26 protein-coding genes are annotated in these 25,226 nt (G+C 64.9%); 7 read left to right on the top strand and 19 right to left on the bottom strand.

What is annotated here, in order from left to right; genetic code table 11:
- Nucleotides 1-6: 6 nt before the first annotated feature.
- The 16 genes from ACAM58_RS22075 to ACAM58_RS22000 form a co-directional block, all read right to left on the bottom strand.
- Nucleotides 7-1,449 (bottom strand): sigma 54-interacting transcriptional regulator, encoded by a 1,443-nt coding sequence (locus ACAM58_RS22075; protein WP_018906839.1) that lies wholly within the window; start codon nt 1,447-1,449, stop codon nt 7-9.
- 11 nt (nt 1,450-1,460) lie between these two features.
- On the bottom strand, nt 1,461-3,542 hold the full coding sequence (locus ACAM58_RS22070; RefSeq protein WP_369663553.1) for a TadG family pilus assembly protein: 2,082 nt from the start codon (nt 3,540-3,542) through the stop codon (nt 1,461-1,463).
- Between the two features lie 16 nt (nt 3,543-3,558).
- Nucleotides 3,559-4,041 carry a TadE/TadG family type IV pilus assembly protein gene (locus tag ACAM58_RS22065; protein WP_018906837.1) on the bottom strand — a complete coding sequence of 161 codons (483 nt, stop codon included), beginning with the start codon at nt 4,039-4,041 and terminating at the stop codon, nt 3,559-3,561.
- Nucleotides 4,038-4,523, bottom strand: coding sequence for a TadE/TadG family type IV pilus assembly protein (locus ACAM58_RS22060; RefSeq protein ID WP_018906836.1), 486 nt, complete (start codon nt 4,521-4,523; stop codon nt 4,038-4,040). Before ACAM58_RS22060 ends, ACAM58_RS22065 begins: the two co-directional genes overlap by 4 nt.
- A 36-nt stretch (nt 4,524-4,559) precedes the next feature.
- Nucleotides 4,560-5,030 (bottom strand): DUF3613 domain-containing protein, encoded by a 471-nt coding sequence (locus ACAM58_RS22055; RefSeq protein WP_080642551.1) that lies wholly within the window; start codon nt 5,028-5,030, stop codon nt 4,560-4,562.
- Nucleotides 5,027-5,962: a tetratricopeptide repeat protein gene (locus ACAM58_RS22050; RefSeq protein WP_026284254.1), complete on the bottom strand. Its 936-nt coding sequence runs from the start codon at nt 5,960-5,962 to the stop codon at nt 5,027-5,029. Before ACAM58_RS22050 ends, ACAM58_RS22055 begins: the two co-directional genes overlap by 4 nt.
- The gene (locus ACAM58_RS22045) at nt 5,959-6,924 is read right to left on the bottom strand and encodes a type II secretion system F family protein (RefSeq protein WP_018906833.1); all 966 of its coding nucleotides are present in this window, start codon (nt 6,922-6,924) and stop codon (nt 5,959-5,961) included. The genes ACAM58_RS22050 and ACAM58_RS22045 overlap by 4 nt, the downstream gene beginning before the upstream one ends.
- Complete coding sequence (locus ACAM58_RS22040; protein ID WP_018906832.1) at nt 6,921-7,901, bottom strand: type II secretion system F family protein; 981 nt, start codon at nt 7,899-7,901, stop codon at nt 6,921-6,923. The genes ACAM58_RS22045 and ACAM58_RS22040 overlap by 4 nt, the downstream gene beginning before the upstream one ends.
- Nucleotides 7,894-9,210 (bottom strand): CpaF family protein, encoded by a 1,317-nt coding sequence (locus ACAM58_RS22035; RefSeq protein WP_018906831.1) that lies wholly within the window; start codon nt 9,208-9,210, stop codon nt 7,894-7,896. Before ACAM58_RS22035 ends, ACAM58_RS22040 begins: the two co-directional genes overlap by 8 nt.
- Before the next feature lie 9 nt (nt 9,211-9,219).
- A complete protein-coding gene (locus tag ACAM58_RS22030) occupies nt 9,220-10,503 on the bottom strand; it encodes a histidine kinase (protein WP_026284253.1) in 1,284 nt (427 codons plus the stop codon).
- 35 nt (nt 10,504-10,538) lie between these two features.
- On the bottom strand, nt 10,539-11,906 hold the full coding sequence (locus ACAM58_RS22025; protein WP_051128051.1) for a type II and III secretion system protein family protein: 1,368 nt from the start codon (nt 11,904-11,906) through the stop codon (nt 10,539-10,541).
- A 49-nt stretch (nt 11,907-11,955) separates the two neighbouring features.
- Entirely contained in the window at nt 11,956-12,942 is a 987-nt protein-coding gene (cpaB, locus tag ACAM58_RS22020; protein WP_369663552.1) for a Flp pilus assembly protein CpaB, read from the bottom strand.
- Between the two features lie 66 nt (nt 12,943-13,008).
- Nucleotides 13,009-13,506 carry a prepilin peptidase gene (locus ACAM58_RS22015; protein ID WP_018906827.1) on the bottom strand — a complete coding sequence of 166 codons (498 nt, stop codon included), beginning with the start codon at nt 13,504-13,506 and terminating at the stop codon, nt 13,009-13,011.
- 16 nt (nt 13,507-13,522) lie between these two features.
- The gene (locus ACAM58_RS22010; RefSeq protein WP_018906826.1) at nt 13,523-13,708 is read right to left on the bottom strand and encodes a Flp family type IVb pilin; all 186 of its coding nucleotides are present in this window, start codon (nt 13,706-13,708) and stop codon (nt 13,523-13,525) included.
- A gap of 413 nt (nt 13,709-14,121) precedes the next feature.
- A complete protein-coding gene (locus tag ACAM58_RS22005; protein ID WP_018906825.1) occupies nt 14,122-15,561 on the bottom strand; it encodes a murein L,D-transpeptidase family protein in 1,440 nt (479 codons plus the stop codon).
- Nucleotides 15,561-16,739, bottom strand: a complete 1,179-nt coding sequence (locus ACAM58_RS22000) for a tetratricopeptide repeat protein (protein WP_018906824.1) — start codon at nt 16,737-16,739, stop codon at nt 15,561-15,563. Before ACAM58_RS22000 ends, ACAM58_RS22005 begins: the two co-directional genes overlap by 1 nt.
- A 360-nt stretch (nt 16,740-17,099) precedes the next feature.
- On the opposite strand from ACAM58_RS22000, the gene ACAM58_RS21995 reads away from it, so the two are divergent.
- Both ACAM58_RS21995 and ACAM58_RS21990 read left to right on the top strand, forming a co-directional pair.
- Nucleotides 17,100-17,813: a LuxR C-terminal-related transcriptional regulator gene (locus tag ACAM58_RS21995; protein WP_369663551.1), complete on the top strand. Its 714-nt coding sequence runs from the start codon at nt 17,100-17,102 to the stop codon at nt 17,811-17,813.
- Between the two features lie 144 nt (nt 17,814-17,957).
- On the top strand, nt 17,958-18,974 hold the full coding sequence (locus ACAM58_RS21990; RefSeq protein ID WP_018906672.1) for a tripartite tricarboxylate transporter substrate binding protein: 1,017 nt from the start codon (nt 17,958-17,960) through the stop codon (nt 18,972-18,974).
- Between the two features lie 103 nt (nt 18,975-19,077).
- Here ACAM58_RS21990 and ACAM58_RS21985 read toward each other — a convergent pair whose 3' ends face one another.
- The gene (locus ACAM58_RS21985) at nt 19,078-19,863 is read right to left on the bottom strand and encodes an IclR family transcriptional regulator C-terminal domain-containing protein (RefSeq protein WP_018906673.1); all 786 of its coding nucleotides are present in this window, start codon (nt 19,861-19,863) and stop codon (nt 19,078-19,080) included.
- A 165-nt stretch (nt 19,864-20,028) separates the two neighbouring features.
- Here ACAM58_RS21985 and ACAM58_RS21980 point away from each other — a divergent pair, with 165 nt between their 5' ends.
- Genes ACAM58_RS21980 through soxR form a run of 5 tightly spaced genes read left to right on the top strand, consistent with a single transcriptional unit; the run spans nt 20,029 to nt 24,125 of the window.
- The gene (locus ACAM58_RS21980) at nt 20,029-20,730 is read left to right on the top strand and encodes a 3-oxoacid CoA-transferase subunit A (protein ID WP_015867205.1); all 702 of its coding nucleotides are present in this window, start codon (nt 20,029-20,031) and stop codon (nt 20,728-20,730) included.
- Complete coding sequence (locus ACAM58_RS21975) at nt 20,727-21,377, top strand: 3-oxoacid CoA-transferase subunit B (RefSeq protein WP_018906674.1); 651 nt, start codon at nt 20,727-20,729, stop codon at nt 21,375-21,377. Before ACAM58_RS21980 ends, ACAM58_RS21975 begins: the two co-directional genes overlap by 4 nt.
- Nucleotides 21,378-21,414: 37 nt before the next feature.
- Nucleotides 21,415-22,620 carry a 3-oxoadipyl-CoA thiolase gene (pcaF, locus tag ACAM58_RS21970; protein ID WP_018906675.1) on the top strand — a complete coding sequence of 402 codons (1,206 nt, stop codon included), beginning with the start codon at nt 21,415-21,417 and terminating at the stop codon, nt 22,618-22,620.
- Complete coding sequence (locus ACAM58_RS21965; protein WP_018906676.1) at nt 22,620-23,594, top strand: tripartite tricarboxylate transporter substrate binding protein; 975 nt, start codon at nt 22,620-22,622, stop codon at nt 23,592-23,594. Before pcaF ends, ACAM58_RS21965 begins: the two co-directional genes overlap by 1 nt.
- Before the next feature lie 48 nt (nt 23,595-23,642).
- Entirely contained in the window at nt 23,643-24,125 is a 483-nt protein-coding gene (gene soxR, locus ACAM58_RS21960; protein WP_018906677.1) for a redox-sensitive transcriptional activator SoxR, read from the top strand.
- On the opposite strand, the gene ACAM58_RS21955 is transcribed toward soxR, so the two are convergent.
- On the bottom strand, nt 24,106-24,357 hold the full coding sequence (locus ACAM58_RS21955; protein WP_018906678.1) for a hypothetical protein: 252 nt from the start codon (nt 24,355-24,357) through the stop codon (nt 24,106-24,108). The genes soxR and ACAM58_RS21955 overlap by 20 nt on opposite strands.
- Nucleotides 24,358-24,416: 59 nt before the next feature.
- A complete protein-coding gene (locus tag ACAM58_RS21950; protein ID WP_026284240.1) occupies nt 24,417-25,157 on the bottom strand; it encodes a response regulator in 741 nt (246 codons plus the stop codon).
- Nucleotides 25,158-25,226: the final 69 nt, after the last annotated feature.

Here is a 25,226-nt window from a genome sequence, read left to right as displayed (position 1 = left end):
GCGGGCTCAGGCGTCTTCGGGGATGCCGGGCTCGCCGTCGAGGATCTGGTACTTGCGCATCTTTTCCCACAGCACCTTGCGGCTGATGCCCAGGTGCTGCGCGGTGTCCTGGCGCTTCCAGTCGTTGATCTCCAGCGCCGCGATGATGCGGTTGCGCTCGCTGCTGTTCCATCCCTTGCGCTCGCCATTGCCGTCGAGCGCCACGCCGTTCATGGTGCCGCCGCCGCCATGGCCGTTGCGCTCCGCAGCAGCGCCTGCTGCCAGCGTCGGCGTGCCGCGCGTGAGCGCAATGGCGCGCTGGATCAGGTTCTGGTCCCAGCTGTGCAGCTGCCGCGCGATCACGCCCACCCGCTCGGCCAGGTTGCGCAGCTGCCGCACGTTGCCGGGAAAGTAGGTCTCGGCCACCGCATCGCTGAGCCAGTGCGGCGTTTCCCCGAGCGTCTCGAGTTCGTCGCCCAGTACATTGGCCAAGAGCGCCTTGAAGATCGCGATCTTGTCGATCTCCCCGCGCTCCTCCAGGCTGGGCACGTGCAGCTCGATCACCGCGAGCCGGTAGAACAGGTCGGCGCGAAATTCGCCGCTCGCCACCATCTCGCGCAGGTTGCGGTTGGTGGCCGCCACCAGCCGAAAGTCGACCCGGATCGGCGCCGTGGCGCCCAGCCGCGTGACCGCGTTGTCTTCCAGCACGCGCAGCAGTTTTACCTGCTGGTAGCGCGGCAGATCGCCGATCTCGTCGAGGAACAGCGTGCCGCCCGTGGCCTGCTCGAAATAGCCGCGGTGCGCATGCACGGCGCCCGTGAACGAGCCCTTGGTGTGGCCGAAGAAGAGCGATTCAAAGAGTCCGTCAGGAATCGCGCCGCAGTTCACTGCCACGAACGCGCCCTTGCTGTAGTGCTGGTGCCCCAGGTGCAGCTGCTGCGCGATGCGCTCCTTGCCCACCCCCGTTTCGCCGCGCACCAGCACGCTGTGGTTGCAGTCGGCAAAGGCGCCCACTTCGGCCAGCAGCGACTTCATCGCGTCCGAATGCGCCACCAGCACATCGGGCGCCTGCGGCGCCACATCGCGCGCGCGCAGCTGCCGCACCAGCTTGGCCACCATCGTGCGCAACTCGGCGCAGGTGAAGTCGTAGGGCAGCACGTGCAGGTACTCGGGCGGATAGGTGCGCGAGTCCCGCTCCCGCGAGGCCGCGGCCACCCAGATCACCGGCATGCCCTGCAGCAGCTCGGTGGCATGCGCGAGGCCGCCACTGTCGATGACCGTGACGCTGAGGATGGCCACCGAAGGCCGAAGCGCAGTGCCGCGATCCTGCTGCGGAGGCGGCAAGCCATCGGCCCGGATCACCTCCACGTCGAAGCTCGCCATGCACCGCGCGATACGGTCGAGGATGTCGGCCTTGCCTTCCCAGACAAAGAGGTCGAGTTCGTCGAAGTTGGGGGATGCAGGATTCATCGGAAGAGGCGTCAGTACACCAGCTTGGCGTTCTTGCAATTCAGTGATTGGAGGTGGACGTCGGTGCGGCCGAGCTCAAGACCCAGTGTGTCACCCAGCAGATTGGAGATGAAACCGCCTACAGAATCGAGGATGGGCTGCAGCAACTCAAGTAGCGGGCCGAGGATCGTAGAAAGCAAAGGGGTGCCTGGGCCATTGCGATCCAGACCGAGCACGTTAGATACGAGATCGACAAGCCCGCCGAGGAGATCGCCAACAATGCCATTCTGAGCAGAGGACTGAAGCGATTCGATCAGCTTCGTGCGAATACATGAAGCCGAGGGGGAACCGAAGAGCGGCGTGCATCCTCCTGGCGGAAGTGCGGCAATCTTTCCGGCCCATTCCTCCGGCATTGGAATTGGGAGGAGATTTAGAAGCCCGGGTCTATTCCATGCCAAGTGATCGCCATAGAGCAGCGTCTTGATGGCACTGACGTTGGTGAGGCTACCTGACCGGGTAATGTAGTAGTCCGCAAGTTTTGCCGCAATCTCAGGATTGGATGCTCTGCTTGCCGGCGTATCGTCGGAACCGGTATTGCCACCCAGGAGCAATTTGAGCAACTGATCGAGCAACGCCTCGATGGTGCTGCCGATGTTCAAGGGATTGCGGCTTGTAGTTTTCGTTTCGCCCACCGATAGCGTGATGTTCTCGCCATAGGGGAGGGCGGGAATGGCTACCTTGCCATTCAGCAGGTTAATGCCAAGTAATTTGACCAAGGGCATTGCCCCGAGGTCTGTCGTGCAGACATCGGATTTCGACCAGAGCGCGGTTGGATTGATATTGCCGATACAAGCATTGAGTATGGGTGCATCGACGTGAATCGTTGCCTCTGGCGGTGCCACGTCGCAATTGATGGCATCCAGCCGACCGAATGCATTCACCACATCGATCGCCATAGGAAGATGAATCTCTGTGCCCAGAGCACCGAGCAATCCGCCCAGGACGGAGCCGCTGGAATTGATGTCGAGCGCGATGCGAACTTGCGAGTTGTAGGCCTTTGTACCGATCGGGCCAATGCCGATGGAGGGCGGCTCAATGATGCGCGACTGGAGCGTGACCCCAATCGGGCTCACGCCGGTGCTCACATTCACTGCGTGGCCGCTTGTGCCGATTCCCACCGCAGTTGTTATTAGATCGAGAGCATCGACTTCCGCGCTCAGGGCGGACGCGGAGGTCGGCGCAGTAATTTGAGCGAAAAGGCCTCGCACCCCACTGGCTGAATCGGTCCCGAGCTGAATCCCCAAGTTGTCTGCGTTCACACCCGCATCGAGCAGGGATTTCACGAGAGTCGCGTTGGCCGAAACCAGACTCGTTTGCCCGGCGATGGTTGCGACGGCATTCAGTAGTTGGCCGAGGGTGACTTTTTTCGCAACCAACAACGCATTGAGGTCGCCGATAGTCAGGTCGGTGGAGACAGGAATTTTGAGTTCCGCAAGCAGTCCACCTGGCGTGATTTTTACGCCGACGAGGCCGGAGTAGCATCCGCCACAAGATCCGGAAATATCGGCGCCCACAAATTTGAGAATCGAAATCAGTGGTGCATCCGGATTGATATCGACGAGCTTTGATCCAACGCTGAATACGGCCAGTGGTTCGTCTTTAGCCGCGATTGCGCTTACAGTCACGGCACGCACTTCATTGCCAGGTAATGAGGGAAATAAGAGCGGAGGGCGACCAACTATGGTGACGGAGAGCGCATTGATTTCGTCTGTGCCGCTCAAGACGGAGCTGAAATGCGATCCAGCCGTGTATTTCGTGGGATTCCAAACACCGCAGACTGCAGTGAGTTCATATTGCGATGCGAGAAATGGCAAGTTTCGCGCCGCATTTGCCGAAGCTGCTGTCGTAGCCTTGCTGCACTCAGTGGGTCTGAGAACCTGAGCGCCTGCGAGCGCCGAGAGGTCCGCCGCCTTCTGGAGCTCTCGTTTCATATAGAACAAGTAGCCAAGTTCGGTACCCACAAGAACAATAACGATCAGACTGAGGGCGATTGCCGCATTGATGACGACTGAGCCAGTCTGTCGTCGGCCTGGTTCACGATTGGTTAATTGCATCGTTCTGCCCTGGTCTCTATCTGGTAGCGGTAGCCTTACCGGTCAACTGCTCTGGAATCAAGTTCGAGGTAAGTACGAGCGGCGGAAACAGTGGATTGGCGCGGTAGGGATAGGTCACCTTCACTTCAATTTCGTCGGGCAGAAGATTGATCACGGGAAGGGTCTTCATCTCTAACCGAAGCCAGTCCTCTTTGGATGAAGGTGTTCCGCCTGCGGCGGCCGGAGTAATCAGGGACAGGGCCAACGAACGATAGATCGCTGTCCGGGCATTCGCTTGCAGGTCTGCGGCGGAGATGGTCCCGCCGGCGAGTTGAGCCGCTCTCGCTCCATCCTCCGCCGCTCGAGAAACTGCCTGCTGGACGTAGAGCACAGCGCTGAATGTCACGAAGCCATAGATGCCGAGGAAGAGAACACTGAAGACGAGCGCGAACTCGATGGCGGCGACCCCCCTCTGCGGGCGAGGAGTCACGCGCTTCGGTTGTGGGAAGCCGGATCTCATAAAGATCTCCCATCGAGCAGCATGCTGGCCTTGCCTGCGATCCGGTCGGGCACGGCAAAGCTGGGAAAGGCGGGAAACAGGGTCTCTATGCCGCTGACCGTGACCGTGACGACCATCTGGCAACGGGTGCTCCAAACCGGACCGCAGGCAGGCGCTTCTTGCTGGCAATCGTTCTCTTCAGCGATGCAGATGTTTGCCGCAACCTCTAGATTTGCTTTCAGAGACGCAGGCAACCAGCCAGAGCGAGCGGTTGCCACGGCGCTGGCAATGTCTTTTCTTTTATTCAATTCACTCTGATAGCGCAGGCCAGCGCGGGCACCGTCTTCCGCTGCGTTCTGTAGGCTCATGCGCATCGTCAGCAAGAAGCCGTAGCAGATGACTGCATAAAGCAGAGCAAAGATGATCAGGAACACAAATGCAAACTCGATCGCATACACGCCGCGCTGGGCGCGCCAGGGTTTTGCATGGCTGCGTATTTCCACGTGCTTCTCTTTGCGCCGCGCGAACTGGCTCGCCGCTTACCGAGACCCGGCCGAAGAGCCGCCGCCGCTGGACTTCGTCACCGTCGAGCTCAGGTGCTCGGGAATCGAATGCTCGAAGCTCTTGATGTAGCGCTCGTAGCTTCGGCTCGCGACGCTTCCGGCAATGGGCCGAGGTGTAGGTGATGCAATCTCTCCGCTGCGTTGCCAGGCGAGCAGGTTTTGCGTTGCATCGCCAAGCAACAGCGGCGGCGGGCCGACCTCTTCGGACTCGGCCACCTGCGGCTGCTGAGGCTCCGGCGCTGTCTGATTCGGTGCGGACTGACCAGCGGGTGCGGCTGTTGCTGCGACCTTATCTGTCGACGCGGTCACTGGCGTCGCGACGGCCTTTGCGTCTGATTTGGTTGCGTTCGTTTGTGCGATCGCGCACGTTGCCATGAAGAGAAGTGCGGCCGCCAAGGCCGCACGAGCGGGCAGAGAGGGAACCCGCTCGGTGGATTCGTTGTTCATGGTGTACCTCGTGAGGTCGAATTCGGAGAAAAGGGCGCTTCGGCGTTCGATGCCGGCGGATTCGTCTGGATCGCAGTTCTCATTCCGCCAACGCCTGACCAGCGCGACGGTTTGAGGGCGAGCGGCGCAACAGTGAGCTCTCCGCGAGTTGATGCTGTCGCCGTAGCGGCGACGGGTGCGGCGAGTCCACCTAGTGCGCGTAACTGCAGCGCCGCTTCGCGCACGGCCCGGCGTGTTGGTTCGGACATGCGGTTTGCATCCATCAGCGCTGTTGCTTGATCCCGCTGATTGGTTACTTCCAGATAGAGCGCGAGATTGGCTTGTGCCTGCGTGCTGTCGGGGCGAAGTTGCAGGGCCTGCATCAGCGGCAGTCGCGCCTCTTCGATCTGGCCAGCGCGCAACTGCGCGTAGCCCAGGTCGCTCAGCAAGAGCGCATCGGTTGGTGTGCGGCGTTGCGCCTGCGCGAGCAGTTGCACTGCCTCGCTGTAGTTGCCACGCGTACCTGCCAGAAGTCCGAGTCCGCGGTAGCCGGCGCTTGCCAGTGGTGTACCCAGAAGGCGCCTGTATGCAGCTTCGGCGGGTGCAGCCTGGCCGGTCTGGCGCAATGCTTCGGCACGCGTGCGCGTGGATTCAGGCGAAACACCCCAACGCTGTTCAAGTGCGTCGATGTGCGCGAGCGATGCAAACCACAGGTCCTCCTTTTGCATCTGCTCGACCAGCTTGAGGTAGGTCGCCTGGGAATCCACCGACGCTCCCGCCTTGGTCTCTGCGGCCGCTTCGGCGGCCATGCGCTGTTGCGCATCGGCACTGGCGGCGTACTGGTCCTTGACGCTGGCGCAGCCGGTGACGGCGAAGACCGCGACCGTCGCGGAGACCAAAGCCAGCATGTATCCAGCACGGAACGAGCTCGTCAAGGATTTAGATGATTTCATTTGGCGGCGGCTCCCAGTGAACGGAAGATCGCCAGGAAGGCCGGTCCCGCCGTGACGATGACCAGCGCTGGCAGCAGCGTGGTCACCATGACAGCAGTCATCTTCACAGTGATTTTTCCGATTTTTTCTTTCATCTCGGAGCGCCGGTGTTCACGAAGTCGGTCGCTGAAGATGCGCAAGGGTTCCTGTACCGCGCCGCCATGTTTGTCGACCTGCACCAGCAAGGACACGAGCCCGCGGAGGTTTTCGCTCTTGTGCAGGGTCGCGAGGCGCTGCAACGAATGCTCGCGGCTGCGGCCACGGCTGTACTGGTTGTTGGCAAAGGTCAGTTCGTAGCCGAGCACGCGCAGCACATGCGAGAAGTCGCTGGCCATGATCTGCAGGCTCTGGTCCAGACTCAGCCCCACGCCCTGGAGAAGGCGCAGCAAATCGATGAACAGCGGAAGCTCCTGATTCACCCGCTCGCGCCGTTTGGCCGCAAAGCGGCCGAGTGTCCATTTCGGTGCCATGAAGCCAATGACGAATGCGGCCGCCAAAACCGTGATCACGGTGCGCTGTGGATGGCCCGCGCTCCACAGGACATAGGCGAGAAATGGAAGAAGGAATGCAAGAAAGACACGCGCCACCAAAAAGATCAACTGCGCCCGTTTCGAGGGAAGGCCGCACTGGTCGATGAGGTTGCGATCTTCGTCTGCCACCAGTGCGCGACCGATCCGTGAATCGAGCCAATGGAACGGCAGCTCGATGTCCGGCTTTGCCGCGGTGTCCAGTTCTTCGGCTGAGTCGACGGTGGCTCTCGATTCGTGCGGAGCCGTCACCACTTGCTGGATGGCACGGTCGATGGTTTTTCCGCTGCGTGCGCGTCGCAACTCGGTCGCAATGAGTGCGCCGGCGCCGGCCATCAGGCCCAAGGCCAGCAATGCCAGGCTGAAGATCGCCAGTTGATTGAAGGTGACCGTCATGTCAGTTTCGCCAACCGATAGAGGAGTGCTGCACCGAACAACTGAAAACCTGCGGCAGAAAGGACCATCATGCGGCCGGTCCCATCGCTCCACATTCCCAGGAAATAGCTGGGATTGGTCAGGATGAAGAAGGCGCCTATGCTCACAGGCAACAACCCGAGAATCCAGGCGGAAAGACGGGTTTCCGAAGACATGGCAAGCAGTTCGTGCTCCGCCTGCTCCCGGTCACGCATGAAGTTGCCGACGCGCTCCAACAGCAGGTCAGAGCGCCCGCCGTAACGCACACCCAGGCCGAGGATGGAGGCCAATAGGAACATCTCTTCGACGCGGACACTGCTGGCTGTTTGATGCAGCGCCCGATCCAGGTCCATGCCCGCGCGCACCAGCGAGGCCGAGCGTTCCAGGTGACCACGCAACGGAGCTTCCGTGGTGGCAATCGCCAGCTGGAAAGCCGCTTGCGTGGAATTGCCGATGGTGATCAGTCGCACCATCGCGTCGATATAGCCAGGCAACTGGCTGACCAGCTTGCGTCGGGATTTCTGAAGCCGCAGCCAGATCGCGAAAACGGCGAGCAGTGCCAGCAGAGTGAGCGCACTCAAGGCAGCAATCCAACCGCCGAAGAGACCCGCAAGGGCCGTGAGCACCACGATGGCGACGAAGCCCACCACGACCATGCGCGGCTCGATCACGCCAATCAACCAGTCAGGCATGGCTTTTTCAAGAAGCCCGGCGGGTTCGGAAGCCGCGGCACTTGCCTCGGTCTCGAGCCACGGGTCGGTCATGAGCGCATCGCTCGGCAAATCCCGCAAGGGCATCGGCGTTTGCACGGCAGCCGCCGTGCTGGCCAGGATCTGCTGGTCCAAGTGGCGTGCCGCCGCCTGTCGCGCCTGGCGCCCCTTTGCCCATTGCCACAGCAGCAGCCCCGCGGCTGCAAGCAGCAGCGCGATGCAAGCCACCGTCAGCAGGACCTTAGCCACGGTTGTCTCCCTGCTGGCCTCGTGCCAGCGACTGGCGGAAGCGCGTGATCTTGGGTGAATGCGGCGCAATGCCCAGCGACACCCAACGATCGCGCTCCTCGCCGTCGGGCGACGTGATCGGCTCGAAGCGGTAGAGCTCCTGCATCGCGACCACGTTGTCGTTGACGCCGGTGACTTCGCTCAATGAAAGAATGCGGCGCTGCCCATTCGAAAGGCGACCGATCTGCACGATGAAATCGATGGCATTGGCAATCTGCCGGCGCAGGCTCACTTCGCTGCCCTGGTAGCCTGCAAAACCCGCGAGCATTTCAAGGCGGTAGAGGCATTCACGCGGCGAGCTTGCGTGGATGGTGCCCATCGAACCTTCATGGCCCGTGTTCATCGCCTGCATCATCTCGATCACTTCGGCGCCACGCACTTCGCCCACGATGATCCGGTCAGGCCGCATGCGCAGGCTGTTGCGCAGCAGGTCGCGGATCGACACCACACCCGTGCCGTCGAAGCCGCCGGGGCGGCTTTCGAGGCGGACGACGTGGCTGGTGCCTAGCGAAAGCTCCGCCGTGTCTTCGATGGTGATGACGCGCTCGCGCGCAGGGATGAAGGTGGCAAGCGCGTTGAGCAGCGATGTCTTGCCCGAGCTGGTGCCGCCGCTCACAAGGATGTTGCAGCGCGCACGCACGGCAATCTCCAGCAACTGCGCCATGCCTGCGTCGAAGGTGCCGAGCTTCACCAGATCGGCCGGCGTGAGCGGCTCCTTGCGGAACTTGCGGATTGAGACCGAGAGCCCGTCAATGGCCAGCGGCTCGATGATCACGTTGATGCGCCCGCCGTCGGGCAGGCGTGCATCGACCATCGGGTTGGATTCGTCGAGCCGGCGGCCGAGCGGCGCGAGGATGCGGCGCACGATGCGCATCACGTGCTCTGCATCGGCAAAGCGCACGGTCTCGCGCTCCAACATGCCGTGGCGCGACACGTACACGTTCTGGTAGCCGTTGATCAAAATATCTTCGACGGCCGGGTCGTTGAGCAAGTCTTCCAGCGGCCCGAAGCCTGCAAGCTCCTTGGTCAACGCGTCGGAGATGAGCTGCATCTCACGGTTGTTGATCGGTACGCGGCGCAGCCGGACGAAGCTGTCGACTTCCAGTTCGACAAATTGCTGGATAGAGGCGCGCGACCAGCGGCCGAACTCCGCCCCCAGCTCTTCGATGCGGCTCAAGAGATGGTCATGCGTCCAGCTCTTGATGTCCTGGAACTGCTGGGAGTTGACGAACGCCTGGTCGTCGTCGGCGAATTCGAGATCGTTGGACATAGAGGCGTTTCAACCTTGACTAGAGCTTTTCCAGAAGCCGGCAATTTGCGACATTCGAGCGACCCAGCTGGACTCCCTGGCCGGCGGCTCGCCTGCGTCGGACGTGTATTGCTGGTTCAATCCGCGTGCGAGGGCGGCCACAGCTTGTGAATACGCGTCGCTGCGCGCGGTGCGCACCAGCATCTCGCCGCGGCTTGCCGCCGCCAGCAGTTGCGTGCCGCGTGCTGGCAACACATGGTGCAGCGGCAGTTCGAGACGATCGGCAATGTCCTTGGCCGGCAGCCCCACATGGCTGTCGAACTTGTTGACTACGAGCGACAGACGATCGGTGTCGATGCCGCGGGTGCGCAGCTCTTTGAGCATGTTTGCGGTGGAGACGATGGCGCCGATGCTCTGGTCGCACACCACCCAGCTGTGCTGGGCAACCTTCACGGTCTGTGCGACGAAATCAAGCGTCGAAAAACCCCCCAGGTCGGCAATCTGGAAATCGAAGAAATCGCCAAGCCGCTTGATCAGCGCCATCGAATCGGCATGCGAGATCTCGCGCACCTGCGCAAGGCTCGCGGGCAGCGGCAGCACGGCCACGCCGCTCGTGTGGTGGGCCAATGCGGTGTGCAGCAGCGTCTGGTCAAGGCGGCGCAGGCTGCGCACGCCGTCGACAAAGCTGAAGCCGCTTTGCGTGTCCAGATACAGAAGACCGTCTCGGGCCGGCAGTCCAAGGTCGAGCAACGCCACCCCGCGGCGCGCGTTGCGGCTCTGAGAAGGTGCGGCCGTTTGGGACGGCTGCTCGTTGAGCATCAACGCCAGGCTGGCCGCGAGCGTGGTCACGCCAATGCCGGGCCTCGCGCCAAGCAGCGCAAGCGTGCATCCGCGGGCATGGCTTTGCAGGCTGACTTGACGATCGACCAGCTTGCGCAGCGTGTTGATTGCATCGGTCGGCGGTGCGCTCATGTCGACGAAATCGTCCACGCCGGCACGCAGTGCGGCAAGCATGGAAGCTGGCTCGGCCGAAACGCCAGTTGCCAGCACCGGCAGCGTCGGCCATTCACGCTTGAGGCGCTGGTGGAGTTCGCCCGCTGCAGCGGCGTGGTCACCCGAGAAATCGAGAAAGACCGCCGCCGGACTGAGCATGGCGATCCGCTCGTCGATCGACTTGGCCTCGGAGGGAAGGATCACCACGGCACCCAACTGGTTGAGCGCGTCGCTCAGCCATGTGATGTGGCTGCTGTTTGGCGATGCGAAGAGATAGGTCTCCGCACCAATTTCAGGAAGGCTGTCGCGTGGGGCGTTCATGGCGTCGGCCAAAGGCTTTGCGTGGTTCGGTTCTGTCAACGCGAGAAGCCCGGCACCGTCGTGCCCGAAGCTGGCCCCAGCAGATGCGCGCGCCACACGGGGCCATCGCGCTGTTCGGCGCCACCCGGCAGGTACGGACTCAGATCCGTGCCACGCGCAATGGGCTTCACCAGGTGTGGCGTGACAAGGATCACCAGCTCCTTCTCGCTCATCTGGTACTTGTTCTGCTTGAAGAAGGCTCCGAGCACCGGAATGTCGCCGAGCAGCGGAACCTTGTCGGCGTTGGAGGTCGTGGTGCGGCTCACGAGGCCGCCGATGATGAAGCTCTCGCCGTCGCCCAGTTCCACCGTGGTGTCGGCGCGGCGCGTGCTGATCGCGGGCACCGCGACACCGCCTATGCTGAGCGAGTTGGTGTAGTCCAGGTCGCTAGCCTCGGGCGCCACCTTGAGCACGATGCGTTCGTTCGACAGCACCGTGGGCGTGAGCGTGAGGCCGATGCCGAAGGGCTTGTATTCGATGCTCGTGGTGCCGAGGCCCTGGGGCGCGGGCACGGGCAGTTCGCCGCCGGCCAGGAAGCTTGCGCTCTGGCCCGAGAGTGCCACCAGCGTGGGCTCGGCAAGCACGCGGGCCATGCCGTTGCCTTCGAGGAAACCGACATTCAGGCCAATACCGGCTTTGCTGAAGTTGAACAGCAAGCTGAATGCCTGTGCGAGCGGGTTGTTGTGTTCGCCGCCAATCGATCCGTCACTTCCGAACGTTGCAGAACGCAGCGACGACGGCGTGAAAACGCCGAAACTGAAGCCGTTGGAGTTGGCGCGCGTGCTGAAGATGTTGAGGCCGGCCTGTTTGAGCACGCTGCGGTTGAACTCGACGATCTTGACTTCGACCTGCACCGTGTTGCTTCGCACATTGACAACGGAGCGGTCGACCAAGGCTGTCTTTTCTCCGCCGGCGGCCATGGCTGCGTCGCGGGCTTCCTGGTGCGCGTCCATGCTGTTGAGCGAGCCGGAGAGCGTGGAGGCGCGGCGCCGCACTTCGAGCGCGTAGACCGTGGCAGCCGACTGGCCTTTTTCCCAGATCATCAGCGTGGTCCGGCCCGCGGCCTTGCCGGTGACGATAAGGCGTGCAGCTGGCGAGTTGGGCGATTGGCGGGTGAGGGCGACACCGGCGACCGTCTCGTCGGCAATGGCCATGCGCTCGATGCCTTTGCCGATCAGCAATTCCTTTTGCGTGCCCGCGTCGATCCGCAGTTGCAGCGCAGGACGGGCAGATGCAGCCTCTGTTGCATCTGCCGCTGTGGCCGCCACAGGCCACGCCCCCTGGGCCAGCAGGCACAGCACCGCGAGCGTTGGACGCAGAGGACGTGCCGGACCGGCTGTTTTCGCGCGAAGGGCGATCGTCATGGTGTTCGATTCCTGCGTGGCATGCACGGGCGTGCCACTTGTTTGCTGATCAGTAATTGATGGTTTCGCTGCGGTCGCCGCGAATGACTTCGACCTTGAGTCCGCCACGGGACTCCCCCGTACTGGCCGTTGGTGCCCGCGCAGCAGCGATGACTGGCGCGCGCGAAGCGCTGCTCGGCTTGCCGCCGGTCACGAAGTCGGCCGTGGTGACGCCGGCCTGCGCGCGATCCAGCCCTTCGAGCGGTGGGCGGCGCGGTTCGCCGGCTTTAAGCGGAGGCGGCTGCAGGGCGGTGGGCAGTTCGGCAAAAAGCTTCGGGTCGGGTTCCGACATGTCGGTCGGGTTGCGCAGCGCCAGCAGCAAACGGCCGCTGTTTTCGGCGAGCGTGAGCCGGTTGATCTCGTCCACTGGCACCGCGAGCACCGCGGTACGGGCAGCCTCGACGCGCTGCTGCTGCGCGGCACCGTTCTTGTCCATCTTCGAAGACAGGCCATCGACGGAAGCAGTGCCGTAGGCCAGCACGCGCTTGCGCGACAGCAGCAGGCGCGCCTGGCTGCGGTCGATGTCCTTGCCGTCGGACTTGAGCATCAGGAATACGTCGACAAAGTCGCCGGGCTGGACCTTGTTGCCCACGCCCATGGTTTCGTCGGCCTTGATGGCAATCGCACGCTCGCCTTCGGCAACACGCAGGGCCAGACCCGAAACGAGCTGGCTTTGGAGAAGCGGGGAACCTTCGCCCAGGTCGATCACCGGCACGCGCCCTGCGAGCGGTGCAGTCTCCTGGAACGCGCCCACGGGATTGATGGTCAGGCGCTCGATGCGAAGTGCGTCGGCTGGAATCGCTTGGCCCGCAGGCAGCGGCTTGGCAGCGACAACCACGGGAAAGGTTTGGGCTTGGACCGTCTTGCCGGGAGCGGCTGTGGAGGGGGCGACTGCGACCGACGGTGGGGGCTGGCGGCTGAGCATCCATGCATAGCCGCCGAGCGCGAGGGCCAGGAGCACGAGGATGGCGGCGATGACTTTGGTGAGATTGATCATGGGCGGCGTGACTAGGAGGGAGGCAATTCGGGAGCTATCGATGAACAGCTCGTGGCGGCGGAGCGATTAGCTACCCTGTCGGCCCCAAACCATCCACACCGCGGCGGCCAGTGCGAGATAAGCCGCATAAGGAATAAAGCGAACTCGACTCGGCGATGGGCCGCCGCCCGAAGAGGACCGCCCGAAAAGGACGAGCGAAAGCCGAGGAGCAACGGGCCAGCGCTGAAGAATCAGCCAGAGTGCGGCATGCAGGCCGGCGAGAAGGCTGCCGATGATCCAGACCGGAAGCAGTGCCGACAGGCCGACCCATAGTCCGAGCGCCCCGGCGAATTTCACGTCGCCGGCTCCCATGATTCCGAGAGCGTAGAAAAGCAGCAGAAATCCAAAACCCAATCCCGCACCGAGCAGCGCGGCAGCCCAGTCGTGATTGGTTGGCCCCATTCCCAATGCCAGTGCTGCAAGAGCCAAGAAGGCGCCTGCGAGCACAAGCCAATTGGGAACGCGGCGTTGCCTGAAGTCATAAGCCGCAATGAAAAGCAACCACACCAAATACGCTGATGTCATTGCTTGCGTCGGCACTTTATGCTGCCGCAGTCGCGAGGGACGATTTGACGCTGTTCCAAATAATTTCCAAGTTGGCGCCTATGCCGCCTTGGCCCGTGATGGCTGTAATCATCACGACCGAAATCAACCCCGCAATAATTCCATATTCAATTGCGGTAGCACCTTCTTCATCGCGCAGAAAACGAGTAATAGAGCGAAGCATGATTTCCCCTTAAAAAAGTGTTAACAAGTGAGGCTGGCCAGGTGGATGTTATACAGCGTAACTCCGTGTATCAACAACAGTAACCCGTGGGTTCGAGGCTTTCCTGTGCTAGGCCATATGGTCTAAGCAGGAAGGCGGCCAACCCTTTGCCGTCCTCAGGAAGCCTCCGCTTGGGAGCAGGAGTAACAGTCCTGAGACACATTTTTCCCTCTGACACGGTGTGTGCGCATCCCATGAATGGGTGAACAACGTTACGTTCCTTGGGAACATTCAAACGGCGTTTGTTACGGGAACAAAGTCGTTACGTGTTACGTAGCAGGGGTGTGTAACGGTAGTTGTAACGCCCAAGATAGGTGCATCTCTTGTGCAAAAAGTCACACCTTTGGGGTACCTACCCCTCAGCCGGGAGGGTCTCAGCCGAGGATTTCTTCGTGGAAAAGCTTCCACTCGCTGCCTTGGCGCAGCCAGTATTGGCGCCGGGTGCGCCCGCTTTTTTCGCCTTCGAAGACTTCGCCGAAGGTAGCGACCATGGTGTCGTCGCCATCGCGCCAATGCAGGAAGGACATGTCCTTGAACTGCACGCGTTTGCCCTGGGCATATTCCACTTCGTCGTGGAGCACCGAAAAGCCATCGGTATTTTTCTTGTTGCCGCTGCTGCGCTGGAAATCGGGCAAATAGAATTTCTTCAATTGCGCTTCATTGCCATTGGCCCGGGCATCTTTCCAAGCAGAAATTGCGCTGGTGAAGGTCTGGGCCTCTTTTTCGGCCTGCGGGCGCGCAATCCACTGCAGGCTGGGCGCGGTGACCACGGGGGTGGCGCCGATCTGCACCTTGCGCAGCAGCTGCTTCAGGTCGGGGTTGGCCATGACGACGCAGCCGTCGCTCGCGAGCGGCGCGCGCGAGAACTGCTGGGGCGGGGTGCCGTGCAGCCAGATGCCGCTGCCGGTCTTGCCGCGCCGCACGTCGTAGGGGTTGGGGTAGTTGATGGGCAGTGCGCCGGCGCCGTAGAAGTCGCGCAGCGACTTGGGGTCGAGGCTGCTGGTGACGTAGTACACGCCCAGCGGCGTGCGAGCATCGCCTTCGGTGGCCTTGCCGATGCCCGATTTGCCGACCGAAACGTAATAGTCGGCCACCAGCTGCAGGCCCTTGTCGGAGTTCTCGAGCAGGTAGAGCCGCGAGCGCGAGGCGTCGACCGCAATGGCATAGCGGCTGCGCGTGGACAGCGCCAAAAACTGCGAAGGCACGGTGCCGGCCGGCGGCCTGTCGCGCAGGGCCTGCAGGCGCCGGCGGGACTCTTCGCGCAGGTCGGCCATGGCCGGATCGCTGCGCAGCCGCCCGATGCCCGTGGCGTCTGAAAAGGCGTGCGCGGGCGGCACCTGCGTGGCGAGCAGGTCGGCATAGACGAGCTGCGCAAGCTGGAAGTTGGGATAGTCCCGCACCAGGTCGCGGGCCTTGGCCAGCGCGGGGCGCGGCTGGCCGCGTCCGAACAGTTCATAGACGGCGATCAGGCGGGCTTCGGCGCTGCTGGCCTGCTGCAAGGCTGCAGAAGAAGAAGCAGAAGCGGCTGCCGCCTTGCTGCGCGGGGCGCCTTTGGCTGCGGCGGCGGTTCTTGCCTCTGCCGCGGAAGCCTTTCTTGCCGTCCTGGCCTTGGCTTCCCTGGCAGCCGGACGGCTGGCGGAAGCCTTGGCCTTGGCGCTGCTGGTCTTGGCGCTCGCGGACTTGGTCGATGCGGCCGCTGCCGTGCCGTGCGTTGCCAGCAGCAGGGCCGATGCCGCCATGAGCGCGGCAAGCATGTTCGCGCCGCGCCGCAGCGCAGGCTTCCGAAGCCGGCCGCGCCGGACGATGTCTGCCACTAGCCGCCGACGCTTTCCTTGCGGATGTGCCACTGGTTGCCGGCGCGTTGCAGCTCGAGCGTCTTGCGGCTCGAGATGTTGAGGTTGTCGGCGCGGTAGATCTGGCGGAACTTGGCGGTTGCGGCCTGCCCGTTGACGCTGATCACGAGGTTCTCGATGTTCACGCTGATGCTCGACTTGCCGACGATGCGCGCGCGGCGTTCTTCTTCCCAGCTCTTGCGGCTTTGTCCGCCGCCGGGGTTGAAGTCGGCGCCGTAGGCGGCAAGGTAGCGGTCCATGTCCTGGCCGGCCCATGCGGCAGCCCATCCGCGCACGGCCGATTCGACTTCGGCGGTGGAGGTGGAAGAGGGCGCCGCAGCCGGTGCTGGCGCGGGCGCCGCCGGCACCGGCGCAGCCTCGGGTGCCTTGGCCACCACGGTGGGCGGCGGCGGCGGTGCTGCGGGCGCTGGTGCGGGGGCCGCTGCTGCCTTGACGGGAGCCGGCGTCGGCACCGGCGCGGGCGCCGGAGCGGCGGGCGCCTTGGCGACGGGCGCGGGTGCCGCAGCAGGTGCCGCAGCCTTCGCAGCCGGCGCCGCGCGGAGCGTGGCCTCGGGCGCTGCCGCCGCGACAACGGCGGATGGCTTGCCGCCGGCCGGCGCAGGCGTGAACAGGGTGCGGATCACCGCGAGCTTGGGCTGCACGGCGGTGTTGTTCTGGTCGAGCTGCAGCGCCTTGCTGTAGGCCTGGCTGGCCAGCCGCGCATACACGTCGCCGAGGTTCTCTTGCGCGGTGGCATAGCTCGGGTTGGTGCGAATCGCGCTTTCGAGCGCGCTGCGCGCCTTGTCGAACTGGTTCTGGCTCGCGTAGATGACGGCGAGGTTGTTGTAGGGCTCGGGCAGTTCGGGCGCGTCCTGCGTGAGCTGGGTGAAGGCGGCAATGGCTTCGGCGCGCTTGCCGGTGTCGAGCTGGATCACGCCCTTGAGGAAGCGCATCTGCGGGTCCTTGGGCTTGTCCTTCAGGAAGGCATCGGCGCGCGTCATGGCCTCGTCGAGCTTGCCGGCCTGCATGAGCCGGTCGACCTCGTCGTGCTCAATGGCGGCGAGCACCGGCAATGCCACGCCACAGGCGGTGGCCAGGAGCAGGGCACGCACGGTGGGAGAAAAGCGAAAGCGCGTGCGCGGCAGGGGGCTCTTGGGCATTGCGGACGAGACCTGGTAGGGGGAAGGAATGATGCGGCAGGGATTGTAAGTGGGGGAGTAACCTTCGGACACAGTGCGGACACTCGAATTGAGCGCTTCCAACCTGTGTGGCCGAGGGGCGTGTTACGTAACGGGCACTGTGGCAGATACGTAACGCAGGGCCCCAAAACAGCCGTTCCAGCCGCCCTTTTCAAGCCTCTGAAAAGCGGGTCCGCAGCCGCTTCGCCAATGAAGATCGGAGTGCCTGCATGCATCGAAGCGCCGGGCGCCACGCCGGCCTCCTTGGCCGGGCATCGTTCATGCAATGTTCAAGCCAAAGATCAATCTCGGCACGCCTTGTGCGGCCGAAAGGAAGTGCGCGTGGCCAATCAGATATCCGCCGGCAGCCCTGCTGCCGGCATGCGTGGTGGCGCCCTCGTTGTCGAGGGCAGCCGGGGCGTGTCGGAGCGCATGCGGCGCATCCTCGCCACGGTGGCACCCGGCCTGGAGCTGGCAGCCGCGTCGACGCAGGCCGAGGCCCGCTTCATGCTGGCCACGCAGGCCTTCAGCCTCGTGCTCGTGGGCATGGACGGGCCGGATGGCGATGGCGCGGCATTGATCCGCCACGTGCGCATGGCCCATCCGCACATCGACGCCATCGCCATGTCGGAAACCGACGATGACGGCCTGGTGGGCGCCGCCATTGCCGCGGGTGCGGTGGGCTACGTGCTGACCGAGGCAGATGACGCCGAACTCGCGTTCCTGCTGCGTTCCATCGAACGCGGCGGCGCGCCGGTGGATTCGCGCATTGCGCGCCGCATCCTCGGCCTGTTCGCTGCTTCCGCCCAGCCCAAGCCGATTGCCATCCACCCCGTGCCCGCGAGCCTGGCGGAAGGCAAGCCGCTGCTGTCGCCGCGCGAGCTGAAGGTGCTGCGGCTCATCGCCCAGGGCTGGAGCAACCAGCAGATCGCCGAGGCCGTGTCGCTTTCGGTCAACACCATCGAGTTTCACGCGAAGAACATCTACCGCAAGCTGTCCGTCAAGTCGCGGACCCAGGCGGTGCACCAGGCCACGCAGCAGGGCCTCTTCAACTGACGCGGACCGAGGGGCAGAGGCGGGGGCGCGGGGCGTGCCCGCAACAGGGTCAACGGTTGCGCAATGCAGCACGATCCTGTAACGTTCTGTAAGTGCGACGTCAGCAACGTTGCCGGACTCTCTCCCACTCTTTCTGGAGCCATCTTGAAGATCACCAAACGCCGCTTGCTCGAAAGCGGCGCAGCAGCAGTTGCCGCATCGCTTTTTGCACCCGGATCGTGGGCCCAGCGCGCCGGCTCCGCCGCTGCCGGCGGCGACGCCGCCTGGCCGACCAAGCCCGTTCGCATCCTCGTGGGGTTTCCCGCCGGCGCATCGCCCGACCTGGCGGCCCGCGCCATTGCCGAGCCGCTGTCGAAGATCCTGCGCCAGCCGGTCACGGTCGAGAACAAGCCCGGCGCCAGCGGCAACTTGGTGGCCGACCAGGTGGCCAAGGCGACCGACGACCACACCATCGGCGCGCTGATCAACGGCAATCTCACCATTGCCAGGCTGCTCAATCCCAAGCTGAGCTTCGATCCCGAGAAAGACTTTGCGCCGGTCGGCATGATCGGCACCGCGCCGCTGGTGCTGGCGGTGTCGGGCAGCGCCACCGGCAAGACGGCGGCCGAACAACTGCTGTGGGTGCGCAACCTCGGCAGCGGCGGCAAGTACGGCACGCCGGGCGTGGGCACCGTGGGCCACCTGGGCATGGAACTGCTCAAGAGCCGCGCCGCCATCACCGCGCAGCACAAGCCCTACACCGGCAATCCGCAGGTCATTGCGGGCTTGCTGGCGGGCGAGATCCAGCTGGCGCTGCTGCCGCCGGGCCTGGCCATGCCGCATCTGAAGTCGGGCAAGCTCAAGGCCATTGGCGTGACCTCGCCCGAGCGCAGCCCGCTGGCCAGCGAACTGCCCACGATCCGCGACGCCGACGTGCGCGGCGCCGACCTCGAGATCTGGACCGCGCTGGCCGCGCCCGCGGGCATGAAGCCCGCCGCCATCGCCCGGCTCAATGCCGCGCTGGCCGAGGTGCTCGGCTCGCCCGAGGTGAGCCAGGCGCTGCTGAAGACCGGCTGGCAGGCGCAGCCCGGTTCGCCCGACGCGCTGGCCAAGCGCATGCGCGCCGACACGGCCCGCCTGGGCGGCGTGATCATCATGAAGGGCATCCACTCCGAAGCTTAGGACGCCCCCCGAAGCGCCTTCGGCGCCTCCCCCCACTGGGGGGCGCACCCGGCGGCCGGGCAAAGCCCGTTCCGCGGGTGCGCTGGATGAGGCCGCCTTCTATTTACAGCAGTATTGAGACCTTCTTCGCGGCATCCATCAGCGCCGGCAATATCGTCTCCTGCATCACCTTGGCGCTGGTGCGGTTGGCCTGTCCGCTGATGTTCAGCGCGGCCACCATGCGGCCCTGGCGGTTGACGATGGGCGCGGCCACGGAGATCAGGCCTTCTTCCAGCTCCTGGTTCACCAGGCACCACTGCTGCCTGCGCGCCTGCGCCACCTTGGCCATGAGCGCGTCCACGTCGGTCACCGTGTGCTTGGTGAGCGCTTGGCGATCGGAGGCCTCGAGCCGCGCGCGCACCTCTTCGTCGTCCAGGTCGGCCAGCAGCAGCCGGCCGAGCGAGGTGCAGTAGGCCGGCAGCCGCGAGCCCACGCCCAGGCTGATGTGCATGATCTTCTTGGTGGGCACGCGCATCACGTAGACGATGTCGGTGGCGTCCAGCACCGCGGCCGAGCAGGACTCCTGCACCTGCTGCACCAGCGCTTCCATCACGGGCTCGGCGCGGTTCCAGATCGGCATCGACGAAAGATACGCAAAGCCCAGGTCGAGGATGCGCGGCGTGAGCGTGAAGAGCTTGCCGTCGCTCACCACGTAGCCCAGCGTCTGCAGCGTGAGCAGGATGCGCCGCGCGCCCGCCCGCGTGAGGCCGCTGGCGGCCGCCACCTCGCTGAGCGTCTGGCGCGGCGCGCTTTCGCTGAACGAGCGGATCACCTGGAGCCCGCGCGCGAACGACTGCACGTAGCTGTCGCCGGGGGCGGGCGTCTCTGTTTGCGGGGTATGGGTTGCCATGTGGAACGATCCTCTTTAGAATTCATTATACGAACAAATGTTCTTTATACGAACAAATCGGCGATTCGCAAGACACGGAATCGGCCCGGTCTGGTCGGATGGTTGGGGCAGGTCGTTCGCACGGTTCGATTTCTCTTTCTTTCCTCATTCCCGGAGACAGGCTTCATGATCAACAAGATCGCGCGCTCGGTCGCCGATGCCCTGGCAGGCATCCCAGACGGCGCCACGGTTCTCATCGGCGGTTTCGGCACCGCCGGCATTCCCGGCGAACTCATCGACGGCCTCGTCGAGCAGGGCGCCAAGGACCTCACCGTCGTCAACAACAATGCCGGCAACGGCGAAACCGGCCTGGCCGCGCTGCTCAAGGCCGGCCGCGTGCGCAAGATCATCTGCAGCTTTCCGCGCCAGGCCGACAGCCAGGTGTTCGACGGGCTCTACCGCAGCGGCAAGATCGAACTCGAACTGGTGCCCCAGGGCAACCTGGCCGAGCGCATCCGCGCCGCGGGTGCCGGTATCGGCGCCTTCTTCTGCCCCACGGGCTACGGCACGCAGCTCGCGGGCAACCGCGAAACCCGCGAGATCGACGGCAAGCAGTACGTGCTCGAATACCCGATCCACGGCGACGTGGCCCTCATCAAGGCCGAGCGCGGCGACCGCTGGGGCAACCTGGTCTACCGCAAGGCCGCGCGCAACTTCGGCCCGGTGATGGCCATGGCCGCGAAGAAGACCATTGCCACCGTGCACGACATCGCCGAGCTCGGCACCCTCGACCCCGAGACCGTCGTGACCCCGGGCATCTTCGTGCACCAGGTGGTGCGCATCGAACGCGTGGCCACCCAGGCCGGCGGTTTCAAGAAGGCAGCATGACCATGACAACCTACCAACGTCGCACCAAGGACCAGCTCGCAGCCCGCGTGGCGCAGGACATCTTCGACGGCGCCGTCGTCAACCTGGGCATCGGCCAGCCCACGCTGGTGGCCAACCACCTGCCCAAGGGCCGCGAGGTCATCCTGCAGAGCGAGAACGGCATCCTCGGCATGGGCCCCGCGCCCGAGGCCGGCGAAGAAGACTACGACCTCATCAACGCCGGCAAGCAGCCCGTCACGCTGCTGCCGGGCGGCTCGTTCTTCCACCATGCCGACAGCTTCGCGATGATGCGCGGCGGCCACCTCGACATCTGCGTGCTCGGCGCGTTCCAGGTGTCGGCCACGGGCGACCTGGCCAACTGGCACACGGGCGAGAAAGACGCGATTCCCGCGGTCGGCGGCGCCATGGACCTGGCCATCGGCGCCAAGCAGACCTGGGTCATGATGGACCTGCTGACCAAGCAGGGCACAAGCAAGCTGGTGCAGGAATGCAGCTATCCGCTGACCGGCATTGCCTGCGTCAAGCGCGTGTACTCCGACCTTGCCACGCTCGAATGCACGCCCGAGGGCCTGAAGCTCGTCGACCTGGTCGAGGGCCTCAGCCGCGAAGAGCTCGAAAAGCTGGTCGGCCTGCCGATCGCCGCCTGACCGCATTCAACCAAGTAATCAGAGAGAGACAACTCACATGACCAACCAAGCCTTCATCTGCGACGCCGTTCGCACCCCCTTCGGCCGCTACGGCGGTTCGCTCAGCAGCGTGCGCACCGACGACCTGGGCGCGGTGCCGCTCAAGGCGCTGATGGAACGCAACAAGAACGTCGACTGGCAGGCCGTGAGCGACGTGCTCTACGGCTGCGCCAACCAGGCCGGCGAAGACAACCGCAACGTCGCGCGCATGTCGGCGCTGCTCGCGGGCCTGCCGCTCGAAATCGGCGGCGGCACCATCAACCGCCTGTGCGGCTCGGGCCTCGATGCGCTGGGCACCGCCGCGCGCGCCATCCGCGCGGGCGAGGCTGGCCTCATGATTGCCGGCGGCGTCGAAAGCATGAGCCGCGCGCCCTTCGTCATGCCCAAGGCCGAGAGCGCCTTCAGCCGCAACAACGCGGTGTACGACACCACCATCGGCTGGCGCTTCGTCAACAAGCTCATGAAGGCGCAGTACGGCGTCGACTCCATGCCCGAGACGGCCGAGAACGTGGCCACCGACTACAAGATCGAGCGCGAGGCGCAGGACCTGATGGCGCTCAACTCGCAGCTGCGCGCCGTGGCTTCGCAGAAGTCCGGCTTCTTCGACGCCGAGATCGTGCCCGTGACCGTGCCGCAGAAAAAGGGCGACGCGATCATCGTCAACAAGGACGAGCATCCGCGCGAAACCAGCCTCGAATCGCTCGCCAAGCTCAAGGGCGTGGTGCGCCCCGACGGCACCGTGACGGCCGGCAATGCCAGTGGCGTGAACGACGGCGCCTGCGCGCTGCTGCTGGCCGACGAAGCCAGCGCCGCCAAGCATGGCCTCACGCCGCGCGCCCGCGTGGTCGGCATGGCCACCGCCGGTGTCGCGCCGCGCGTGATGGGCATCGGCCCCGCGCCCGCCACGCAGAAGGTGCTGGCGCTCACCGGCCTCAGCATCGACCAGCTCGACGTGATCGAGCTCAACGAAGCCTTCGCGGCGCAAGGCCTTGCCGTGCTGCGCCTGCTGGGCCTGCAGGACAACGACCCGCGCGTGAACATCAACGGCGGCGCCATTGCACTTGGCCACCCGCTCGGCGCCAGCGGCGCACGCCTGGCCACCACCGCGGTGAACCAGCTGCACAAGGGCGGCGGCCGCTACGCGCTGTGCACGATGTGCATCGGCGTGGGCCAGGGCATTGCCGTGATCCTGGAACGCGTCTGATGGACCGCGCCCGTCGCGGCCTGCTGCTGGGGCTGCTGGCGGCGGCGGGGCTGTCTGCGCACGCGCAGAGCGAGGCCCGGCCGATCCGCATCGTCGTGCCCTTTGCGGCCGGCGGCGGCAACGACGTGTTCGCGCGCCAGATGGCCAAGGGCCTGGGCGAGCTGCGCAAGCAGGGCGTCATCGTCGACAACAAGCCCGGCGCGGGCGGCAACCTCGGCACCGAGCAGGTGGTGCGCAGCGCGCCCGACGGCAACACGCTGCTGCTGGGCCACACCGGCACCGTGTCGATCAACCCGGCGCTCTACAAGGGCCTGAAGTTCGACGCGCGCAAGGACCTGCTGCCCGTGGCCATGTTCGCTTCATCCGCGCTGGTGCTGGTGGTGCCCGCGGCATCGAAGGTGCGCACCGTGGCCGAGCTCGTCGCAGAGGCCAAGGCGCGGCCGGGCCTGCTCGACTACGCATCGAGCGGCAGCGGCACCGGCGGCCACCTGACCGGCGAACTCTTCGCAGAGCGCACCGGCACGCGGATCAATCACATCCCCTACAAGGGCACCAACCCCGGCCTCACCGACCTGGCGGGCGGGCAGGTGCAGATGATGTTCAGCGTCGTTCCGCCCGCGCTCGCGCTGGTCAAGGGCGGCCGGCTGCGCGCCATTGCGGTCACGGGCGCCAAGCGCCTGCCTTCGCTGCCCGATGTGCCCACCGTGGCCGAGTCGGGCCTGCGCGAACTCGCGGGCTTCGAGAGCACGCTGACCTACGGCATCCTCGCGCCGCGCGGCACGCCGGATGCCTTCGTGAAGGAGCTTTCGGCGCAGATGCTGCAGGTGGCGGGCAGCGCCGAATTCCAGTCGCGCCTGGGCGTGGAAGGCGCCGTGCCGCTGCTCGGCGGCCCGGCCGAATACGCCGCCCTCATCGCGAAGGAAAGCGCGCTCTGGGCCGGCATCGTCAAGGCCTCGGGCGCTACTGTGGAGTGAGCACGCGGCCTCTGGAACCTCAACTAAAGTCGAGGTCCAGAGGTCTCGATGAAATCCAAGCCAGCAGAACCACCGCACGATTTTCCCGCCACGCTTTCGGTGGGCGAGGTCGCGCAGCGCAGCGGGGTGCCGGTGTCCACCCTTCATTTCTACGAATCCAGGGGGCTCATCGCGAGCCACCGGGCGCCCAGCAACCACCGCCGCTATGGGCGCGACGTGCTCCGGCGCGTGGCGTTCATCCGCGTCGCGCAGCGCGTGGGCATTGCGCTGGCCGACATCGCCGATGCGCTGGCCACGCTGCCCACCTCGGCCGCGCCCAGCCGCGCGGACTGGGCGCGGCTTTCCGCCGGCTGGCGCGCGGAGCTGGACGAACGCATGGCCCAGCTCAAGAAGCTGCGCGACACGCTGGACGACTGCATCGGCTGCGGCTGCCTGTCGATCGACCGCTGCCGCCTGCGCAACCCGGCCGACAAGCTGTCGTCGGAAGGGCCCGGCGCCCGCCGCCTGGTGATCAGGCGCGCGGAAGACTGAGGGATTGCTGCGCTTCGCCGATGGGGAGCAGCGACGTCAGTTCGTTTCTTTCCGGCGCGGACATCGCGAGCACCAGCCGCTCGAACTCGGCGCGGTAGCAAGGCAGCATCAGCGTGGCCGTCAGCGCGTGGGCATCGTCACTGCGCGCAAGGTACGCATGGCATGCGGCAATGCTTCGATGGATCTGGAGCGCCTCTGCGACGCGGGCGGAGGGTTGCGGGACATGGTTCATGCTGCGCAATGTGCAGCCTCAACCTAACTTGAGGTCAAGCGGAATGAAGACCGAGCCGGTCAGTTCATCGCTTCGACGGCCGAAGCGAGCACATAGCCTTCGCTGCGCACGGTCTTGATGTAGCGGGGCTCGCGCGCATCGTCGCGCAGGCGCTGGCGCAGCCGGCTCACGAGCAGGTCGATCGAGCGCTCGAAGAGCTCGGCCTCGCGGCCCTGGGTGAGGCTGAGCAATTGGTCGCGGCTCAGCACCTTCTGCGGATGGTCCAGGAACACGCGCAGCAGCCGGTATTCGGCGCCGCTCAGCGCCACCATGACGCCGCTGTCGTCGATCAGGTGGCGCGCCACCGTGTCGACCTGCCATTCGCCGAAGCTCAGTTTCTGGGACGGTTCGACCGCGCCCATGTTCGGCGGCAGCATGCGCGTGCGGCGCATCACGGCGCGCAGGCGCGCGAGCAGCTCGCGTGCGGAAAAAGGCTTGGCCAGGTAGTCGTCGGCGCCCATCTCCAGGCCCAGGATGCGGTCGGCCTCCTCGCTGCGCGCGGTCAGCATCAGGATGGGCGTGGCCTTGTACTTGCCGGTGCGCAGGTCGCGGCACAGCGTGAGCCCGTCTTCGCCGGGCAGCATCAGGTCGAGGATGATGAGGTCGAACGGGCCCGACTCCTCGAGCGCGGCGCGCATGTGGCGGCCGGTGGGCACCGCGACCACGCGCAAGCCGTTCTTCACCAGGTAGGTGGTGAGCAGTTCGCGGATTTCCCGGTCGTCGTCGACGATGAGGATGTGGTCGGAGGTCTTTGGCGTCATGGCAGTGAGCAAAAAAGGGTGGGTGCGGAAAGCGCGCCGCAGCCGCAATGTAGCTTCCCGCCCGCTCTG

It is taken from the genome of Variovorax sp. V116, assembly GCF_041154435.1.
Taxonomy (GTDB): domain Bacteria; phylum Pseudomonadota; class Gammaproteobacteria; order Burkholderiales; family Burkholderiaceae_C; genus Variovorax; species Variovorax paradoxus.
Note: the sequence above shows the minus strand (reverse complement) of the source record. Positions and strands in the feature narration are given on the sequence as shown.

Excerpts from the sequence above, each read along its gene's own strand:
- cpaB (WP_369663552.1), bottom strand. The coding sequence starts at position 12,942 with ATGATCAATCTCACCAAAGTCATCGCCGCCATCCTCGTGCTCCTGGCC.
- ACAM58_RS21975 (WP_018906674.1), top strand. The coding sequence starts at position 20,727 with ATGACCATGACAACCTACCAACGTCGCACCAAGGACCAGCTCGCAGCC.
- ACAM58_RS22065 (WP_018906837.1), bottom strand. The coding sequence starts at position 4,041 with ATGAGATCCGGCTTCCCACAACCGAAGCGCGTGACTCCTCGCCCGCAG.
- ACAM58_RS22000 (WP_018906824.1), bottom strand. The coding sequence starts at position 16,739 with ATGCCCAAGAGCCCCCTGCCGCGCACGCGCTTTCGCTTTTCTCCCACC.
- ACAM58_RS21980 (WP_015867205.1), top strand. The coding sequence starts at position 20,029 with ATGATCAACAAGATCGCGCGCTCGGTCGCCGATGCCCTGGCAGGCATC.
- ACAM58_RS21965 (WP_018906676.1), top strand. The coding sequence starts at position 22,620 with ATGGACCGCGCCCGTCGCGGCCTGCTGCTGGGGCTGCTGGCGGCGGCG.
- ACAM58_RS22025 (WP_051128051.1), bottom strand. The coding sequence starts at position 11,906 with ATGACGATCGCCCTTCGCGCGAAAACAGCCGGTCCGGCACGTCCTCTG.
- ACAM58_RS21955 (WP_018906678.1), bottom strand. The coding sequence starts at position 24,357 with ATGAACCATGTCCCGCAACCCTCCGCCCGCGTCGCAGAGGCGCTCCAG.
- soxR (WP_018906677.1), top strand. The coding sequence starts at position 23,643 with ATGAAATCCAAGCCAGCAGAACCACCGCACGATTTTCCCGCCACGCTT.
- ACAM58_RS22055 (WP_080642551.1), bottom strand. The coding sequence starts at position 5,030 with ATGAACAACGAATCCACCGAGCGGGTTCCCTCTCTGCCCGCTCGTGCG.
- ACAM58_RS22045 (WP_018906833.1), bottom strand. The coding sequence starts at position 6,924 with ATGACGGTCACCTTCAATCAACTGGCGATCTTCAGCCTGGCATTGCTG.
- ACAM58_RS22035 (WP_018906831.1), bottom strand. The coding sequence starts at position 9,210 with ATGTCCAACGATCTCGAATTCGCCGACGACGACCAGGCGTTCGTCAAC.
- ACAM58_RS21985 (WP_018906673.1), bottom strand. The coding sequence starts at position 19,863 with ATGGCAACCCATACCCCGCAAACAGAGACGCCCGCCCCCGGCGACAGC.
- ACAM58_RS22015 (WP_018906827.1), bottom strand. The coding sequence starts at position 13,506 with ATGACATCAGCGTATTTGGTGTGGTTGCTTTTCATTGCGGCTTATGAC.
- ACAM58_RS22070 (WP_369663553.1), bottom strand. The coding sequence starts at position 3,542 with ATGCAATTAACCAATCGTGAACCAGGCCGACGACAGACTGGCTCAGTC.
- ACAM58_RS22030 (WP_026284253.1), bottom strand. The coding sequence starts at position 10,503 with ATGAACGCCCCACGCGACAGCCTTCCTGAAATTGGTGCGGAGACCTAT.
- ACAM58_RS22010 (WP_018906826.1), bottom strand. The coding sequence starts at position 13,708 with ATGCTTCGCTCTATTACTCGTTTTCTGCGCGATGAAGAAGGTGCTACC.
- pcaF (WP_018906675.1), top strand. The coding sequence starts at position 21,415 with ATGACCAACCAAGCCTTCATCTGCGACGCCGTTCGCACCCCCTTCGGC.
- ACAM58_RS22050 (WP_026284254.1), bottom strand. The coding sequence starts at position 5,962 with ATGAAATCATCTAAATCCTTGACGAGCTCGTTCCGTGCTGGATACATG.
- ACAM58_RS21950 (WP_026284240.1), bottom strand. The coding sequence starts at position 25,157 with ATGACGCCAAAGACCTCCGACCACATCCTCATCGTCGACGACGACCGG.
- ACAM58_RS22075 (WP_018906839.1), bottom strand. The coding sequence starts at position 1,449 with ATGAATCCTGCATCCCCCAACTTCGACGAACTCGACCTCTTTGTCTGG.